We start from the raw sequence: 17,250 nt of genomic DNA, 5'->3' as shown, positions 1-17,250 counted from the left end.
CCTATAGTGGTTGGTTTATGACTTCAGCAGAAGTGGATGCTGTGTCTATATATCAAGACACAGTATGTCATGGGTTTGTATAAGGTCGTTTATGTCGTGCGATTAGGTTCGTGAAGTGGTGTCATTCGGTCCACCGAGAACATTCGTGATACTGTCTGGGAGAAACACTTAAATATGAGTTCGGGCACCTGACTGACACGATGTCTCACAACGACACGGAGGATTCGTCGGGTTCCCCGGCGGGTCGAGTTCTTCCAGGGCACGTTAGCCCAACAATCTGAAATCGAAGACGTACGAATCTTCGACACGACACTCCGCGACGGCGAACAGTCACCCCGAACCTCGTTCAGTTACGAGGAGAAACGGGATATGGCCGCCACCCTCGACGACATGGGTACCCACGTCATCGAGGCAGGGTTCCCGGTCAACTCTGACGCGGAGTTCGAAGCAGTCGCGGATATCGCTGCTTCGACGGACACGACGACGTGCGGGTTGGCCCGCGTCGTCGACAAGGATATCGAAGCCGCGCTGGATTCCGGCGTGGACATGGTGCACACGTTCGTGAGCACCAGCGACGTCCAACTGGCCGACTCGATGCACGCTTCTCGCGCAGAAGCCGTCGAGCGCGCCGTCCGTAGTGTCGAACGCGTCCGCGACGCGGGCGTCGAAGTAATGTTCTCGCCGATGGACGCCACCCGAACGGACGAGGAGTTCCTCATCGAAGTCGTCGAAGCGGTCTCCGAGGCCGGCGTCGACTGGATTAACCTCCCCGACACGTGCGGTGTGGCGACGCCGACGCGGTTCGCACGGATGGTCGAAACCGTCCGCGAACACACCGACGCCCGAATCGACGTGCACGCGCACGACGACTTCGGACTGGCGTCGGCTAACGCGATGGCCGGGTTCGAAGCCGGTGCCACACAGGCGCAGGTTTCGGTCAACGGTATCGGCGAACGTGCCGGTAACGCCGCCTACGAGGAGGTCGTCATGGCCGCAGAATCCCTCTACGGCGTCGACACCGGCATCGACACCACCCGAATCACCGAGCTGGCTCGTATCGTCGAGGCGGCGTCCGACATCCCGATTCCGGCGAACAAGCCGGTCGTCGGCCGCAACGCCTTCTCTCACGAGAGCGGCATCCACGCCGCCGGCGTCATCGAGAACGCCGACACGTTCGAACCGGGCGTCATGACCCCCGAGATGGTCGGGGCGACCCGCGAGTTCGTGCTCGGCAAGCACACGGGGACGCACTCGGTTCGCAAGCGCTTGGCGGACATCGGGTTCGACCCCTCGGACGCCGAGGTCCGGGAGGTCACCCGCCGCGTCAAGGACCACGGCGCGGAGAAAGAGCGCGTCGACGACGTGACGCTCAGGTCGTTCGCCCGCGACGTGGGTGTCACCCACGTAGACGACACGGAGGAGGAGGTCCGCGCCTGATGGCGTCGGGCTGTGGCCCTACTGGGCGACCGCCCCACACTGACTTCCCGACCCCGAACGCGTGCAATCGTTGCGCGCCGCGAAAGGGTTATTACAGACCGGGAGTACGTGTGGCATACGATGAATCAGCACGACGACACCCTGGCACTCCCCGCTCCGCAGTCCGGAGTGCGCGGTGCCGCCGTCGCTGCTGTTCGGTCGCTCATTATTGTAGGGGCATAGCCCCTCACCACTCCATCTCTCAGTCCCACGGGTTTGCACCGTTTTCAGCCACGTTTGGAGTCCCCAATATGGAGCACCAGCACCACGAAACCGACCGACAGCACGCGTATCGACCGCAACGAACACACCACCACGGAGCCCGCACATGAGCGAACGCACAGCATCACCGGCCGAGACTGACGCACCGACGCCCGCAGACGACGACCCGACGGAGACAGACGTCACCTCGGGTGCGACGTCGGTCGTTCGGGCACTGGAGAACGCAGGTGTCGAGACCGCGTTCGGTGTGCAGGGTGGCGCTATCATGCCAATTTACGACGCCCTGTACCACTCAGACATCCGGCACGTGACGATGGCCCACGAGCAGGGTGCCTCGCACGCAGCAGACGCCTACGGCGTCGTCAAAGGAGACCCCGGCGTCTGCCTCGCAACGTCCGGTCCCGGCGCGACGAACCTCGTGACGGGCATCGCCGACGCCAACATGGACTCCGACGCGATGCTCGCACTCACCGGGCAGGTCCCCTCCGAGATGGTCGGCTCCGACGCGTTCCAGGAGACCGACACCACCGGCGTCACCGCACCCATCACGAAGCACAACTACTTCGCCTCGTCGTCCGACACGGTCGGCGACGTTGTCGGCGAAGCGTTCGCGCTGGCGGGCGAGGGCCGACCCGGACCGACGCTGGTGGACCTCCCGAAAGACGTCTCGCTGGGCGAGACCGACCGCGAACCCGGCGAGGCACGCGCCCCAGCGACGTGTCGCCCGAAGACCGACCCCGACAGCGACGAGGTCGAAGCGGCTGCTCGCGCCATCGAGCGCGCAGAGAAGCCACTGCTCCTGTTCGGTGGCGGCGTCGTCAAAGGAGATGCGACCGAGGAAGCACGGGCGTTTGCGACTGAGCACCAGATTCCGGTCGTCACGACGATGCCCGGCATCGGCACGATGCCCGAGGACGACGCCCTGTGTCTCTCGTGGGCGGGAATGCACGGCACCGGGTACGCCAATATGGCCATCACCCACACCGACTGCCTCATCGCGGTCGGTACCCGCTTCGACGACCGCTTGACCGGCGGCATCGACACGTTCGCACCCGAGGCGGAGGTCGTGCACATCGACATCGACCCGGCGGAGATTTCCAAGAACGTCCACGCGGACTATCCGGTCGTCGGCGACGCAGGCCGAGCTATCGAGGCAATCGACGCCGAGATGGACCAGACGCCCGACGCCCGCGAGTGGCGCGAACAGTGCCTGACGTGGAAAGACGAGTACCCGATGGACTACGCGGCACCCAACGACGAACCACTGAAACCGCAGTTCGTCGTCGAGGCGCTGGACGAAGCCACGCCAGACGAGACCGTCGTCACGAGCGGCGTCGGCCAACACCAGATGTGGGCCGCCCAGTACTGGACCTTCCGCGAACCGCGGCGCTGGGTGTCCTCGCACGGACTGGGCACGATGGGATACGGCTTGCCTGCCGCCATCGGTGCACGGCTCGCTGCCGACGACGACGAAACCGTCGTCTGCGTCGACGGTGACGCCTCGTTCCTGATGACGATTCAGGAGCTGTCGGTCGCCGTCCGCGAGGACCTCGACATCACCGTCGCTATCCTGAACAACGAGTACATCGGGATGGTTCGCCAGTGGCAGGACGCCTTCTTCGAAGGCCGACGCATGGCTGCCGGCTACGACTGGTGTCCGCAGTTCGACAAGCTCGCCGAGGCGTTCGGTGCCCGCGGCTGGGCCGTCGACTCCTACGAGGAAGTCCCGGACGCCATCGAAGAAGCGCTCGCCTACGACGGCCCGTCGGTCATCGACTTCCACGTCGACCCGGCGGAGAACGTCTACCCGATGGTCTCGTCGGGTGGCGCGAACGGAAAATTCGCTCTCTCGGAGGACCAGTTATGAGCAACGACCAGGGACTGCAGGGACCCGCCCCGGAAGAGCGGCCACACCCCGACGGCCGCCGGAACTCCCAGGGCATCCGCATCGACCCCGAAGCAGAAGCCGAACACGACCCACGCAGAACCGTGCTGTCGGCCATCGTCGAGCACGAACCCGGCGTCCTCTCCCGAGTCGCCGGACTCGCCGCTCGCCGACAGTTCAACATCGAGAGCCTCACTGTCGGGCCGACCACCGTCGACGGCCACGCGCGTATCACGATGGTCGTCGAGGAACCCGACCCCGGAATCGACCAAATCGAAAAACAGCTGGCCAAACTGAAGCCGGTCATCTCCATCGGCGAACTGGACGACGACGCCATCCGCGCCGAACTCGTCCTCCTGAAGGTTCGCGGCGAAGACCCCGACAAGGTCCACGCAGTCACGGAGATGTACGACGGCCAGACCCTCGACGTCGGCTCCGAGACCATCACGGTCCAACTCACCGGCGACGAGCGCAAGATAGACGACGCCGTGGACGCGTTCCGTCGGTTCGGCATCATCGAAATCGCCCGAACCGGCCAGACCGCCCTCGCTCACGGCGCGAAGAAGACCGTCCCCGGAGAGGAACCCGGCACGTCCGGCGAACCGACGACACCAACGACTGATACACAATGACCGATTTCACCACGACTGTCTACTACGACGACGACGCAGACCGAACGCACATCGATGACAAGACCGTAGCCGTCCTCGGCTACGGCAGCCAGGGTCACGCCCACGCACAGAACCTCGCCGACAGCGAGGTCGACGTGGTCGTCGGCCTGCGCGAAGATTCCTCGTCCCGCGCCGCCGCACGCGAAGACGGACTCCGCGTTGCGACCCCCACCGAGGCCGCAGCAGAGGCGGACATCGTCTCCGTGCTCGTCCCCGACACCGTCCAGCCGGCGGTTTTCGAGGAGATTCGCGACGAACTCGACGCCGGCGACACGCTCCAGTTCGCCCACGGCTTCAACATCCACTACAACCAGATTCGCCCCCCGGAAGACGTGGACGTGACGCTCGTCGCGCCCAAGTCGCCCGGCCACCTCGTCCGCCGCAACTACGAGAGCGGCGAGGGCACGCCCGGCCTCATCGCCGTCTATCAGGACACGACCGGCGAGGCCAAGGAAGAAGCGCTGGCGTACGCCCACGGAATCGGCTGTACCCGTGCAGGTGTCATCCAGACCTCGTTCCGCGAGGAGACCGAGACCGACCTGTTCGGCGAGCAGGCCGTCCTCTGTGGCGGCGTCACCTCGCTGGTCAAGCAAGGCTACGAGACGCTCGTCGATGCGGGCTACTCCCCCGAGATGGCCTACTTCGAGTGCCTGAACGAGCTGAAGCTCATCGTCGACCTGATGTACGAAGACGGACTCGGCGGCATGTGGCACTCCGTCTCTGACACCGCCGAGTTCGGCGGGCTGACCCGCGGTGACCGCGTGGTCGACGAACACAGCCGCGAGCGCATGGAGGAAGTCCTCGAAGAGGTCCAAGACGGCACCTTCGCCCGCGAGTGGATTCTGGAGAACCAGGCGGGCCGCCCGTCGTACTCCCAGCTCAAGGAAGCCGAAGAGAACCACGACATCGAGGACGTCGGCGGTCGCCTGCGCGAGTTGTTCGCGTGGGCCGACGAGGCCGACGACACAGAGAAAGCAGAAGCACCGGCAGACGACTGACCACCCCCTAATACACCCGATTCAGTACCATGACCCGAAACGAGAACCGAAGCAACACACCGACCCGCATGCGAGATGTTAGCCACACGAATCCCTACACGGGAGAGACCTTCACAACGGTCTACGAGCGCGGCCCGGCCGTCACCGACGGCGGTGCCGTGGACTCGACCGACTCGTCCCCGGCGATGACTGGCGGTTCCGACACGATGGACGACGTGGACCACACGCCGCCGCACGGAGACGACGCGAACCGCGTCTGGAACCGCGGTCGCACCGAAATGACCCATCATCGCCACCCCGGAGCAGACGGAAATCGGGCCGAGACAGGTGACGTAGATGAGTGAGGGCACGCTCTACGACAAGGTCTGGGAGGAACACACCGTCTCCGAACTCCCGACCGGACAGACGCAGTTGTTCTGCGGCCTGCACCTCATCCACGAGGTGACGAGTCCGCAGGCGTTCGGGATGCTCCAAGAGCGCGACCTGGAAGTCGCCTATCCCGAGCGAACCCACGCGACGGTGGACCACATCGTCCCCACGTCGGACCAGTCGCGGCCGTTCCAAGACGACGCCGCAGAGGAGATGATGTCCGAACTCGAACAGAACGTCCGCGACGCGGGCATCAATTTCTCGGACCCGACCTCCGGTGACCAGGGTATCGTCCACGTCATCGGGCCGGAGCAGGGACTCACCCAACCCGGAATGACCATCGTCTGTGGTGACAGCCACACCTCGACCCACGGCGCGTTCGGCGCGCTGGCGTTCGGTATCGGGACGAGCCAGATTCGGGACGTGCTGGCGACCCAGACCGTCGCGATGGAGAAAAAGAAGGTTCGCAAAATCGAGGTCACGGGCGAACTCGGTCCCGGCGTCGAGGCCAAGGACGTCGTTCTCGGAATTATCCGTCGCCTCGGCACCGAAGGCGGCGTCGGCTACGTCTACGAGTACGCCGGCGAGGCCATCGAGAACCTCGACATGGAAGGTCGGATGAGTATCTGCAACATGTCCATCGAGGGCGGCGCTCGCGCGGGGTACGTCAACCCCGACGAGACCACCTACGAGTGGCTGAAGCAGACCGACTACTTCCAGGAGAACCCCGAGAAGTTCGACGAATGCAAGCCGTACTGGGAGTCCATCCGCTCCGACGAGGACGCCGAGTACGACGACGTCGTCACTATCGACGGGTCCGAACTCGAACCCGTCGTCACGTGGGGAACCACGCCCGGACAGGGCGTCGGCATCACCGAACCGATTCCGGCCCCGGAGGACCTGCCCGAAGAAAAGCAGGACACCGCCCGGATGTCGCAGGAGCACATGGGCGTCGAACCCGGCGAGACGATGGAGGGCTACGAAATCGACGTGGCGTTCCTCGGGTCGTGTACGAACGCGCGGATGCCGGACCTGCGCCGCGCCGCCGAGGTCGTGAAGGGTCGACAGGTCGCCGACAGCGTCCGCGCGATGGTCGTCCCCGGCAGTCAGCGCGTCAAGGCCGCCGCCGAAGCGGAGGGCCTCGACGAGGTGTTCGAGGAAGCCGGATTCGAATGGCGTGAAGCGGGCTGTTCGATGTGTCTCGGCATGAACGAAGACCAACTGGAGGGCGACGAAGCCTCGGCGTCCTCGTCGAACCGCAACTTCATCGGCCGACAGGGGTCGAAAGACGGCAAGACCGTGCTGATGAACCCGCGCATGGTGGCCGCGGCGGCCGTGACCGGCCACGTGACTGACGTGCGCGACCTGAAGGAGGTGACAGAAGCATGACCGACGAAATCCCAGAAATCGACTCCGCCTCGGGGACGGGTGTCCCAATCCGCGGCAACGACATCGACACGGACCAGATTATCCCGGCGCGGTTCATGAAGGTCGTCACGTTCGACGGCCTCGGCGAGTTCGCGTTCTTCGACAAGCGGTACGACGAGCACGACGACCCCAAGGACCACCCGATGAACGAGCCGCACTTCCAGGAAGCCTCTATCATGGTCGTCAACGCCAACTTCGGCTGTGGCTCGTCGCGCGAACACGCCCCACAGGCGCTCATGCGCTGGGGCATCGACGCCATCATCGGCGAGTCCTTCGCGGAAATCTTCGCGGGCAACTGCCTCGCGCTGGGCATCCCGACGGTCACCGCCGACACCGAGACAATCGTCGAACTGCAAGAGTGGGTCGACGAGAACCCCGACGCCGACATCGACGTGGACGTGGAAAACGAGACGGTCACCTACGGCGAGAAAACCGTGGACGTGACCGTCGACGACGCACAGAGAAAGGCGCTCACCGAGGGCGTCTGGGACACGACGGCGCTCATGAAGTCGAACGCCGACGCTGTCGCCGAGAAAGCTGCCGCACTGCCCTATGTCGATGACTGAGGAAATTGTCGTCATCCCCGGCGATGGCATCGGGGCGGAGGTCGTCCCGGCCGCCGTGGACGTACTGAAAGCGGTCGGCGACTTCGAATTCGTCGAAGCCGACGCGGGCGACCACGTGAAAGAAGAAACCGGTGAGGCGCTCCCGCAGGAGACCTACGACCTCGCGGCCAAGGCCGACGCGACTCTCTTCGGTGCCGCGGGCGAGACGGCGGCGGACGTTATTCTCCCACTTCGGACTGCTGTGGACTCTTTCGTCAACGTCCGCCCGGCAAAGGCCTACCCCGGCGTGGACGCCCTGCGCCCGGAGACGGACCTCGTCTTCCTTCGGGAGAACACCGAAGGCGTCTATTCGGGTCACGAAGACCGTCTCTCCGACGACCTCTCGACGCTCACCCGCGTGGTCACTACGTCCGCCTCGGAGCGTCTCGCCGAGTACGCCTGCGACTACGTCGGCGGCGAGGGCGGCAGTTTCCAGGTCGCTCACAAGGCGAACGTGATGCGCGAGACCGACGGTCGCTTCCGCGATGCAGTCGTCTCTGTCGCCAACGAGAACGGCGTCGAAGTTGAGGAAGTTCTGATGGACGCGTTCGCCACGCGCGTCTGTCTCGACCCGACCCAGTTCGACACCATCGTCTGTCCGAACCTCGCGGGCGACGTGCTGTCGGACCTTGCGGCGGGCCTCGTCGGTGGTCTCGGTCTGCTCCCCTCGGCGAACATCGGCCCGGACAGTGCGCTGTTCGAACCGGTTCACGGCTCTGCCCCCGATATCGCCGGGGAAGGCATCGCCAATCCGGCGGCGACGATTCTCTCGGCCGCGATGCTCCTCGACTACCTCGACTACGAGGACGAGGCACAGCAGGTCAGAACCGCCGTCGAAGGCGTCCTCGAAGACGGGCCGCGGACGCCAGACCTCGGCGGCGACGCCTCCACCGAAGAGGTCACGGCGGCTATCGTCGACCGTCTGTAAGCCGCACGACCTCCGAATCGCCCCACCGACCGCCTTCTTTCGATTCGCTCACTCGACCCGAGAGCCGCGGCTCTCACCCGTCGCTTCCTCGCTTCCTCGCCCGTCGTTCCCTCGCTTTCGGCTGTCGACGAATTCTGTCCTCCGTCGTACTGTTTTTCGTTATTGAGTGAAGTATGCCTGTGGCGAGCAAATTCACACGAAATCCAACACAAACAATTAACAATGCACACCGACCTATCTAACAGACAACGAGGAACCGCTATCGATGTTACCAGCAGAGCGAAAACGCCGTATCGTCGAACTCGTCTCGGATTCTGAGGGCCGGTCGGTCGAGGCACTCGCCAGCGACCTCGGCTACTCGAAAGCGACGATTCGCCGAGACCTGCGCGAACTCGAAGACCGCGGCCTCATAGAGCGTTCTCACGGTGGCGCAGTTCCGGTGACGTCCGTCGGTCGAGAGCAGACGTACGGGGAAAAGGAGGTACAGCATCTCGACGCGAAGCGGGCAATCGCCGAGCGTGCCAGCGAGGAACTCGCAAGCGGGCAGGTCGTCTTCTTCGACGCGGGAACGACGACAATTCAAATCGCAAAGCAGGTTCCGAACGACGGGGGCATCCTCGGCGTCACGAACTCGCCGCGTCTCGCAATCGAACTGAACGACGAAGACAACGAGGTAAAGCTCACCGGCGGCACACTCCGACGGCGGACGCGCTCGCTCGTCGGCCCGACTGCAGAGGCGTTCATGCAGCGGACCAACTTCGACCTCCTGTTTCTGGGGACGAACGCTATCGACGCCGAATCCGGCCTCACGACGCCGAACGAGGACGAAGCACGGATGAAGGAACTGATGGTTGAGAAGGCTGCGCGCGTCGTCCTCGTCGCCGACGAATCGAAACTCGGCCGCCGGAGCTTCGTCCAGTTCGCGTCGTTCGAAGACGTAGACCGATTCATCACCGACGCCGTCATCGACGGCGAGACCCGAGACGAACTCGAAAACGCGGATGTCGACATCGTCGATGGGGTCGGCCGATGATTTTCTCCGTCACGCCGAATCCCGCTATCGACCACACCATCAACTTCGACGAGCCACTGCAGACCGACGTCGTCCACCGGACCGACGACCAGGTGTTCACCGCCGGTGGGAAGGGTATCAACGTCGCCAAGTACGTGTCCGCGCTGGCTGTCGACGTCACCGCGTCCGGATTTCTGGGTGGGTACTTCGGGAAATTCATCGAAACCCGACTCGACGACGACGGCATTCCGAGTGCGTTCGTGCACATCGATGCAGAGACACGACTAAACACGACCGTACTCGCCGGAGACGGTGAGTACAAACTCAACCACAACGGCCCGACCGTGGGAGACACCGACGTGGACAAACTGCTCAGCATCGTACAGAAACACGACCCCGAGACGGTCCTCGTCGGCGGGAGTCTTCCGCCGGGCATGCCGTTGTCGGCGGTCGACAGGCTTGCTGAAGCGGGTGACTGGCGGATGGCAGTCGATATGGGCGGCGAGTCGCTCACGGAACTCGACGCCGAATACTTCGTTTGCAAACCCAATCGCTCGGAACTCGAAGCGGCGACCGGCCGGACAGTCGAGACGAGAGAAGAGACGATTTCCGCGGCGAACGCCCTCCGTGAACAGGGATACGAGTACGTCCTCGCATCGCTTGGCGCGGACGGCGCGGTTCTCGTCGGCGAAGACGAAACCGTCGCGGCGTCGGCTCTGGACGTGGACGTCGTCGATACTGTCGGCGCTGGTGACGCCGTTCTTTCAGGCTTCCTCGCCGGTCTCGACCACGGACACGACACTGTGGCGGCGCTTCGGATGGGGATGCTCACTGCAGCGCGCGTGGTCGGTGTCGCCGGGACGCGCGTTCCTGACCTCGAAGACGTCCTCGAAAGTGACACCCAGGTCGACGTGCAGGAGTATTGAGGGAGTGCATCGACCGTCTCGTTGGATTCAATCAAAAACAATCATTCTGGCGTGAAGTCATCCACTCACTCTGCCAAGATATTGTAAGTATAGTAATAGGAGGTGCCGTTGACGGGATGGTGTCACCCCCGAAGAACGTGGATAGTTCTGACCGGCCAAGATGCTCGCAGTTGGTTGATTTCGACGTATATATGGTCAGCTACCGGGGTGGCACAGAGATGAGAAATTGGTGTTAGAGAAAACAGTGTCTCGAAAAATTAACTCGGTAGTGAACGAACACTAACGAGCAAAATCAAAACCATATTCCCATAGATTATTATCCTCGCAGTCGTTGGCCGAGACGAGGTGAACGCATAATGCCGTTCTACGGCGGGGAGGAACTCGCCACAGTGTACGACGAGGCGCTCGACGAAGGGTTCGGTCTCATCGCGAGCAACATCGCAGAGCCGAGCATCATGATGGGTCTCATGGAGGGTGCCGACCGGATGGATTCGGACCTCCTGTTACAACTCAGCGGCGGGGCCTGCAAGTTCGCAGGTGACGGCGACCCGGTCGCGGGCCTGAAGGCGATGGGCACCTACATCGAGACCATCGCCGAACGCTACGACATCGGCGTCTTCCTCAACATGGACCACCAGACGGACCTCGAGTTCATCCAGCAGCAAATCGAACTCGACATCCCGTCGTCTATCATGATCGACGCCTCCCACGAACCGTTCGAGGAGAACGTCGCGACGAGCCGTGAAGTCGTCGAGATGGTCGAGGAAGCTAACTCCGATATCCTCATCGAGGCGGAACTCGGCCAAATCAAGGGCGTCGAAGACGAAATCGAGTCCGAGGAAGCGTTCTACACGGACCCCGAACAGGCCGTCGAGTTCGTCGACAGGACGGGTGCCGACCTGCTTGCTATCTCCGTCGGAACCCAGCACGGCGTCGCCAAGGGCAAGGACCTCGAACTTCGCCCCGACCTCGCCCACGACATCCGCGTCGCGCTTCGAGACCACGGGCTCGACACACCGCTCGTCCTCCACGGGTCGTCCGGCGTCCAGCCCGACCAACTGCAGGAGATGCTCAAACACGGCATCTGCAAGGTCAACAAAGACACGCGCTACCAGTACGAGTACACCCGGACTGCGTACGACCTCTACAGCGAAGACCCACACGCTATCGTCCCGCCGGAAGGCGTCGAGGACGCGCGTGACACCTTCTTCAACGAGACCGACTGGTCGCCCGACAAGTCGGTGTTCGACCCCCGTGTCGCCGGTCGCGACATTCGCGCACGCATCGCCGACGTGCACGCCGACCTGACGACGGTCTCTGGCAGCGCCGGTCAGACGCTCTTCAAGTAATCAGTTTCGACCCGTCGAGCGCCCCATCACCGGGTCGAATGCGCCTCTTTCGGGGCTGAGCCGTGGATACGTCTTGGTTCGAATTCGAACCGTGCACCACCGTCCGCGCCGTCGGTGACTGCAACTGTCCAGCCGTGTGCACGAGCGATGGCGGCCACGATACTGAGTCCGAAGCCAGTTCCGGACCGGCTGTACGAGACACCATGTTCGAAGATGTTCTCTCGATGAGTCGGTGGGATACCGACGCCATCGTCTTCGACGTAGAATCCGTGACCGCTGTCGAGGCTGTCGACAGTGATACTCACGTCGTCACCGCCGTGTTCGGCGGCGTTTCGAAACAGGTTCTCGAACAGTTGCTTCAACCGACTCGGGTCGCCAGTAATCGTCGGTAGCTCCCCAACCGAGAGGGTTGCATCGGCAGTGTCGACGTACTCCCACGCCTCGTTCGCTATCGAATCGAGAGCGACGTCGACGCCGTCTTGGACTGGTCGCTCGCCCCGAGCGAGACTCAGGAGGTCGCCGATGAGGTCCTCGATGCGCTCGTGGGCAGATTCGACCTTTTCGAAGTACTCTTTTTCGCCTGTCTCTTCGGCGATTTCGAGGAACCCGGTTGCGACAGAAAGCGGGTTACGGAGGTCGTGTGAAACGACCGATGCGAACTGGTCGAGTCGTTCGTTCTGCTGTCGAAGTTCGCTTTCCCGCTTCGCTCGCACGAGTGCCGCTTCCACCGACGACGCGAGGATTCGAAAGAGGTCGACGTCCTGTTCGCTGAATTCGTGCGGCGACGTCGACCCGGTGAGCAAGAGACCGATATCTCCCAACGGAACGATAATCTCGCTGCGAATCTCGGTGTCGTCGTTGTAGCGGTTGTCGTATTCGCGGACATCGTCGTAGGCGCGAACCTCGCCAGTTTCGAACGCCTCCCACGCGAGGCTTCGGCCGGGGGTGAGCGGCGGTGTCTCCCCGTAGAGCCCTCGTGCTGCACTCGTCTCAGTGAGTGGTACGAGTCTCTCTCGGCGGTCGTCGTACTGCCACATGCTGGTCACGTCGAGACCGAGGACGTCTGCCGCGGCATCGACGGCAATCTCGGCGATATCGTCGACCGAAGACGCGGCGCTGAGTTCCTGTGCCGTCTGTTGGAGTGCTCTGAGGTTCGCTTCGAGCGTCTTTTGCGGCGTGATGTCTTCGAGGACGGCGATTGTTCGGTCGATATCGCCGTCTGCCGACTCGACGGGCGCAGTCGAGAGCAGATAGTCTCGTTTTTCGCCGTCTTTCGTCTGGCGACGAACCTCTTTCCCGCGGATTCGGCCTCCGGCGAACGTCTGTTTTCGGTGTGTCTCGAACTCTTTTGTTTTGTCTTCGGGGATGAGTGGGTTCTGCTCACCGACGACTTCGTCACTCGTCCACCCGAACATCTTTTCGGCACCGTGATTCCAGAGGTGGACGTGTCCATCCTCGTCGACTTCCATAATCGCCATCGGCGCGGCCTGAATCAGCGATTCGAGTCGTTGATTCGTCTGTTCGAGCTTGCATCGACTCCGCTCCCGGGCCAGTTCGGTACTCACGAGCTCGCCGAGAAGCTCGACAAACGTTCGTTCGAGCTCTCCAAACGCACCGTCTCTAGAGTTCGAACTGGAGAAGTTCACCGTCCCGAACCGTTCACCGTCGACCGACAGTGGTGCGCCGATGTACGACTCCAGTTCGAACTCCTGGTAGGCTGGATGGCTCTCTCGCCCGGCCTCGACAGCGTCCACGAACGAACACACCTCGTCGCTGGCGACGACCGCTTCGCAGTACGTCGATTCGAGGTCGAACCGGTCGCCGACGGAGATGCCACCACCAGTGGAGACGGCCGCTCGAACGACGTAATCCGACCCGTCGATGTCGGAGACGATACCGATATCTAGGTCGAGCGTCCGTCGGCCGACGTCGAGCAACTTCGTCAACCGCTCGTCGGTCGACAGGTCGGCGTCACCCATCACTCGTTGAACTGCTTGCAACGCGTCTCGTTCGCGTTCGAGTTGCTGTTTAATCTCCTGATGGTCGGTCACGTCTCGGCCGACGACGAGTACCCTGTCTTCGTCCGACTCGGTGAGGGGTGTGAGTCTGACGTCGAACGTCCGGGGACCGTCTGCCGCGTCGAACGTCACCTGAAGGTCGGCATCGTACAGTCCCGTCTGCGCACCGTCGCCCCGCACGTGGGTTCGCGAAATCGTCTCCGAGACCGCCTCGCGGAACCGGGTGATGTCCTCGTCGGGGACGCGGTCGTCGACGATGTCGAGGATGTTCGTCCCGCGCATCTCGTCGGGGCCACCGCGAGCACGGGCGGCCGATGGGTTCGCGTACTTGATATCGAACGACGAATCCAAGACGAACACGACGTCGTGGACCTGCTCTAAGATTGCCTTGCTCCGCTCCAATTCGTGCGTTTGTTCCCGCTCTTCGGTTATCTCGCGGGAGAAGACAGTCAATCCGTCGTCGTCCGGGAAGGCCCGAATTTCGACCCAGTAGTCGAACGGCGGTTCGAGGTACTGCTCGAAAGACACCGGTTCGCCGGTCTCCATCGCGGTTCGATACTTCCGCTCCAGTTCGGTGCCGACGATGCTCGGGAACTCCTCCCAGAGTGTCGAACCCATGATGGCGTCTGGGTCACAGCCCACGCGCTCTGCCATCTTTTGGTTCATGTACTCGATGCGCCACTCGGTGTCGACCGCGTACACCGCGTCGGTCGCGCGTTCGAGCGTTCGGCGGAATCTGTCGCTCGTCTCGTCTGCACGCTTCGCGGCCCGGGAAGCGTCGACGAGCGTCTCGATAGCGGATGCGAGCAGCCCGAGAGTGTCTTGTCCCACGTGAATCGCAACGTGGTCGGAGACGCCGACACCGTATTTACTCGGGGGAAGCTGCTCGTTTTGGCCGTCAGTACACAGAATGGTCGGCAGATTCTCGTCGGACTCCTGTACTGAATCGACGAGGTCGATACCAGTTTGTTCACCGAGAGAATACGCAGTCACGACACAGTCGACAGACTGTGCGGCGAGCGTCTCGAACGCCTCGTCGACAGTGCCTGCAAGAGTAATATCGAAGCGCGAATCAATTCGGGGAAGTTCCGTTTCGACGAGATTCGCGAACTCCGCGTCGTCGTCTACGTAGAGGACGCAAATCGGCTGTTCGCGTCTATCTTCCAGACCATCCACAATAGTGACGGGTAAGGTGGCGAGCGTGTTAACGGTTCAGGTCAATTCGATAGAACGACCGCCATAGTTCGGGACCGCCCTGCCGCTTAAGTCGCCTGATGACGTGATTCCAACCATGCCCCAAATCCACCTCGACGACGAGACAATCGCCCGACTCGACAACCTACGCGAGGAAGACGAAGAGTACGACGAACTCATCACCGAGTTGATGAACATCTACGAGGCCAGCGAGCGGACGCTGTTCCACGCGGGCGACGAGTACTGACTGAGCGACAGAGTGCCACTGACTCGCTGACTGAGCAGCAGACAGTTTCCCGTCGCATAACAACGCTCAATCCGTGGGAGAACGAGCCCCGAGGTGGCAGATTACTCCTGGTAGGCGAGTCTGACCTGCTCCCACTTCCCCTTGCTTTCGAGGTGTTCCTGAAGCGCGTCCGCGTAGGCTTGGGTCAGTCGCTCCGCATCTTCGAGTTTCTCGTCGGACGCTTTCTCACCGCCGCCGTTTCCGAGGCCGAGCGCACCTTTGATAGAGTCGACGAGGCCGCTACCGCCACTACCGCCGCCGGATTCCTGTGGTGCGCCACCCATCGACCCCATCTGCTTGCGGATGTTGTCGAGTTCGGGGATAATCTGCGGTACTTTGTCGGTGTTGGCGACGATGCGCGCTTGCTCTGGGTCGTCGGCGTGTTCGATTTCGAACTCGGTGGCCGTCATGATGAGCCCCCACTCCTGACTGGAGAATCGGGAGTTCATCACGTGGTCGTTGAACTCGCGGTCCACCGTCATTCGGTCGCCGACGATGCTGTCGGTCCAGTGTGCCATGTGCACATGTCGTCGGTCGGACCGTATCAGGGTTGCGGGGTCTGTCGAGTAGGCGCCACCGATTGACTGCGCATACCGGCGGCGGTATTCACCGAACGACGCGGATTTAATGGCTGGGGGTGACCACACCGACACATGGAGCGGTACGACCTTCTGTATCGGCTGTACGACACCTTCGACGCCGCGGGCGTCCGCGAGGAGCAGGACTTCGTCGACTTGCTGCCGCCGCTGGACTCGCGGGTCGGACTCTCACACTGGCAGGCGGTTGCCGACGAACTATCCAACGAAAAGGCACGCATTCGCCGGTCGCTTCCCGACGGCGACCGTTACGCGGAACTCGCAGCACGGGCGACCCGAGACCAGGCGTTCACCGCCCTCGACCTCTACACCAAGTACGGTCGCGCCGTGAACGCGCTCGTCCTCGACGTAGACGAGACGTTGCGGTCGGCCGGGAGCACGGACAACGAGATTCCACGAGAGGTGCTGCACCTCCTCACCGAGTTCCACGAGTCAGGCGTCCCCATCGTCATCTGCACGGGCCAGACGCTGGAGAACGTCAAGGGATTCGCGATTCAGGGGCTGGGTAACGAACTCGTCCACTCCGGCGACGTGAGCATCGTCTACGAGGCAGGAACCGGTGTGTTCACACCGGGCCACGGGTCGGACACGAAGCGCCTGCTCTACGAGACACTCGACGAATCGGTCCAGTCGGTCTTCGAGTCCGTCCGCGGGCGCGTCATCCGTGACCTCCCGGACGAACTCCGCGGTAACGTCCACCTGCAAGGAAACGAGTTCAACGTCACGCTCAAGCCGAACTACGAGACCGGCAGCGACGACGCCGAGGCAGTCATCGACGGCGGACTGGTCTACATGCTCGACTTGCTCGGCGAGGCCGTCACCGACGACCCGGCGGGGCCGGAGTGGGCGCGGGCCTTCTACGCCGAATCGGACCCGGAAATCGAATCGGTTCTCTCCGACCGCGACGCGCTCCCCGAAGCGGGCGTGACAGACGAGATTCCGGACGAGGTCCGAGAGACGTTCGACCGCGTCACTATCGCCTACTACCACGCCGACGCTGCGGAACTCTCGGCCGTGGACCTGAACAAAGCTGCGGGGGTCGAAGCCGCACTCGACGTGCTCGGCGTCGACGACCCGTTCGTACTCGTCATGGGCGATTCCAAGTCCGACCTCGACGTGATGGAGTGGGTCGCGGAAAACGACTGTGGCATCTCCGCCGCACCGGAGCACTCCTCACCGGGCGTCCTCGACCACGTCCGCGACACGGACGGCCTCGTCTTCGACCGAGGCGACGCCTCGTCGATGCTCCGAACCATCTACGCGCTGAATCTGCTGGTCGACTGAACC

General features: G+C 62.9%; 15 protein-coding genes. 13 read left to right on the top strand and 2 right to left on the bottom strand.

What is annotated here, in order from left to right; translation table 11 throughout:
• Nucleotides 1–192 precede the first annotated feature (192 nt).
• From KU306_RS12675 to fba, 11 genes are all read left to right on the top strand, one after another.
• The gene (locus tag KU306_RS12675) at nt 193–1,437 is read left to right on the top strand and encodes a LeuA family protein (protein ID WP_241429811.1); all 1,245 of its coding nucleotides are present in this window, start codon (nt 193–195) and stop codon (nt 1,435–1,437) included.
• Between the two features lie 367 nt (nt 1,438–1,804).
• Nucleotides 1,805–3,565 (top strand): biosynthetic-type acetolactate synthase large subunit, encoded by a 1,761-nt coding sequence (gene ilvB / locus KU306_RS12670; RefSeq protein ID WP_258302143.1) that lies wholly within the window; start codon nt 1,805–1,807, stop codon nt 3,563–3,565.
• Nucleotides 3,562–4,215, top strand: coding sequence for an acetolactate synthase small subunit (ilvN, locus tag KU306_RS12665; RefSeq protein ID WP_258302142.1), 654 nt, complete (start codon nt 3,562–3,564; stop codon nt 4,213–4,215). The genes ilvB and ilvN overlap by 4 nt, the downstream gene beginning before the upstream one ends.
• Entirely contained in the window at nt 4,212–5,252 is a 1,041-nt protein-coding gene (gene ilvC / locus KU306_RS12660) for a ketol-acid reductoisomerase (RefSeq protein ID WP_258302141.1), read from the top strand. Before ilvN ends, ilvC begins: the two co-directional genes overlap by 4 nt.
• 29 nt (nt 5,253–5,281) lie before the next feature.
• The gene (locus KU306_RS12655) at nt 5,282–5,596 is read left to right on the top strand and encodes a DUF7989 family protein (RefSeq protein WP_007540198.1); all 315 of its coding nucleotides are present in this window, start codon (nt 5,282–5,284) and stop codon (nt 5,594–5,596) included.
• Nucleotides 5,589–7,010, top strand: coding sequence for a 3-isopropylmalate dehydratase large subunit (gene leuC / locus KU306_RS12650; RefSeq protein ID WP_258302140.1), 1,422 nt, complete (start codon nt 5,589–5,591; stop codon nt 7,008–7,010). Before KU306_RS12655 ends, leuC begins: the two co-directional genes overlap by 8 nt.
• The gene (gene leuD / locus KU306_RS12645) at nt 7,007–7,615 is read left to right on the top strand and encodes a 3-isopropylmalate dehydratase small subunit (RefSeq protein ID WP_007540194.1); all 609 of its coding nucleotides are present in this window, start codon (nt 7,007–7,009) and stop codon (nt 7,613–7,615) included. The genes leuC and leuD overlap by 4 nt, the downstream gene beginning before the upstream one ends.
• Nucleotides 7,608–8,582 carry a 3-isopropylmalate dehydrogenase gene (leuB, locus tag KU306_RS12640; RefSeq protein WP_258302139.1) on the top strand — a complete coding sequence of 325 codons (975 nt, stop codon included), beginning with the start codon at nt 7,608–7,610 and terminating at the stop codon, nt 8,580–8,582. The genes leuD and leuB overlap by 8 nt, the downstream gene beginning before the upstream one ends.
• Nucleotides 8,583–8,847: 265 nt before the next feature.
• Nucleotides 8,848–9,615 carry an HTH-type transcriptional regulator GlpR gene (gene glpR / locus KU306_RS12635; protein ID WP_258302138.1) on the top strand — a complete coding sequence of 256 codons (768 nt, stop codon included), beginning with the start codon at nt 8,848–8,850 and terminating at the stop codon, nt 9,613–9,615.
• A complete protein-coding gene (pfkB, locus tag KU306_RS12630) occupies nt 9,612–10,520 on the top strand; it encodes a 1-phosphofructokinase (protein ID WP_258302137.1) in 909 nt (302 codons plus the stop codon). The genes glpR and pfkB overlap by 4 nt, the downstream gene beginning before the upstream one ends.
• A 356-nt stretch (nt 10,521–10,876) precedes the next feature.
• Nucleotides 10,877–11,869, top strand: a complete 993-nt coding sequence (gene fba, locus KU306_RS12625; protein WP_007540187.1) for a class II fructose-bisphosphate aldolase — start codon at nt 10,877–10,879, stop codon at nt 11,867–11,869.
• A gap of 26 nt (nt 11,870–11,895) precedes the next feature.
• On the opposite strand, the gene KU306_RS12620 is transcribed toward fba, so the two are convergent.
• Nucleotides 11,896–15,063, bottom strand: a complete 3,168-nt coding sequence (locus KU306_RS12620; RefSeq protein WP_258302136.1) for a PAS domain-containing protein — start codon at nt 15,061–15,063, stop codon at nt 11,896–11,898.
• Between the two features lie 115 nt (nt 15,064–15,178).
• On the opposite strand from KU306_RS12620, the gene KU306_RS12615 reads away from it, so the two are divergent.
• Nucleotides 15,179–15,328: a DUF7557 family protein gene (locus tag KU306_RS12615; RefSeq protein WP_007540184.1), complete on the top strand. Its 150-nt coding sequence runs from the start codon at nt 15,179–15,181 to the stop codon at nt 15,326–15,328.
• 101 nt (nt 15,329–15,429) lie between these two features.
• Here the strand turns inward: KU306_RS12615 and KU306_RS12610 are convergent, their stop codons facing one another.
• Entirely contained in the window at nt 15,430–15,885 is a 456-nt protein-coding gene (locus KU306_RS12610) for a DUF5799 family protein (protein WP_007540181.1), read from the bottom strand.
• Between the two features lie 135 nt (nt 15,886–16,020).
• Here KU306_RS12610 and KU306_RS12605 point away from each other — a divergent pair, with 135 nt between their 5' ends.
• Entirely contained in the window at nt 16,021–17,247 is a 1,227-nt protein-coding gene (locus tag KU306_RS12605) for an HAD family hydrolase (protein ID WP_258302135.1), read from the top strand.
• Nucleotides 17,248–17,250 lie beyond the last annotated feature (3 nt).

The organism is Haloferax larsenii, assembly GCF_024730625.1.
In the GTDB taxonomy this organism is placed as follows: domain Archaea; phylum Halobacteriota; class Halobacteria; order Halobacteriales; family Haloferacaceae; genus Haloferax; species Haloferax larsenii.
This window is presented reverse-complemented; position numbering and strand designations above follow the sequence as displayed.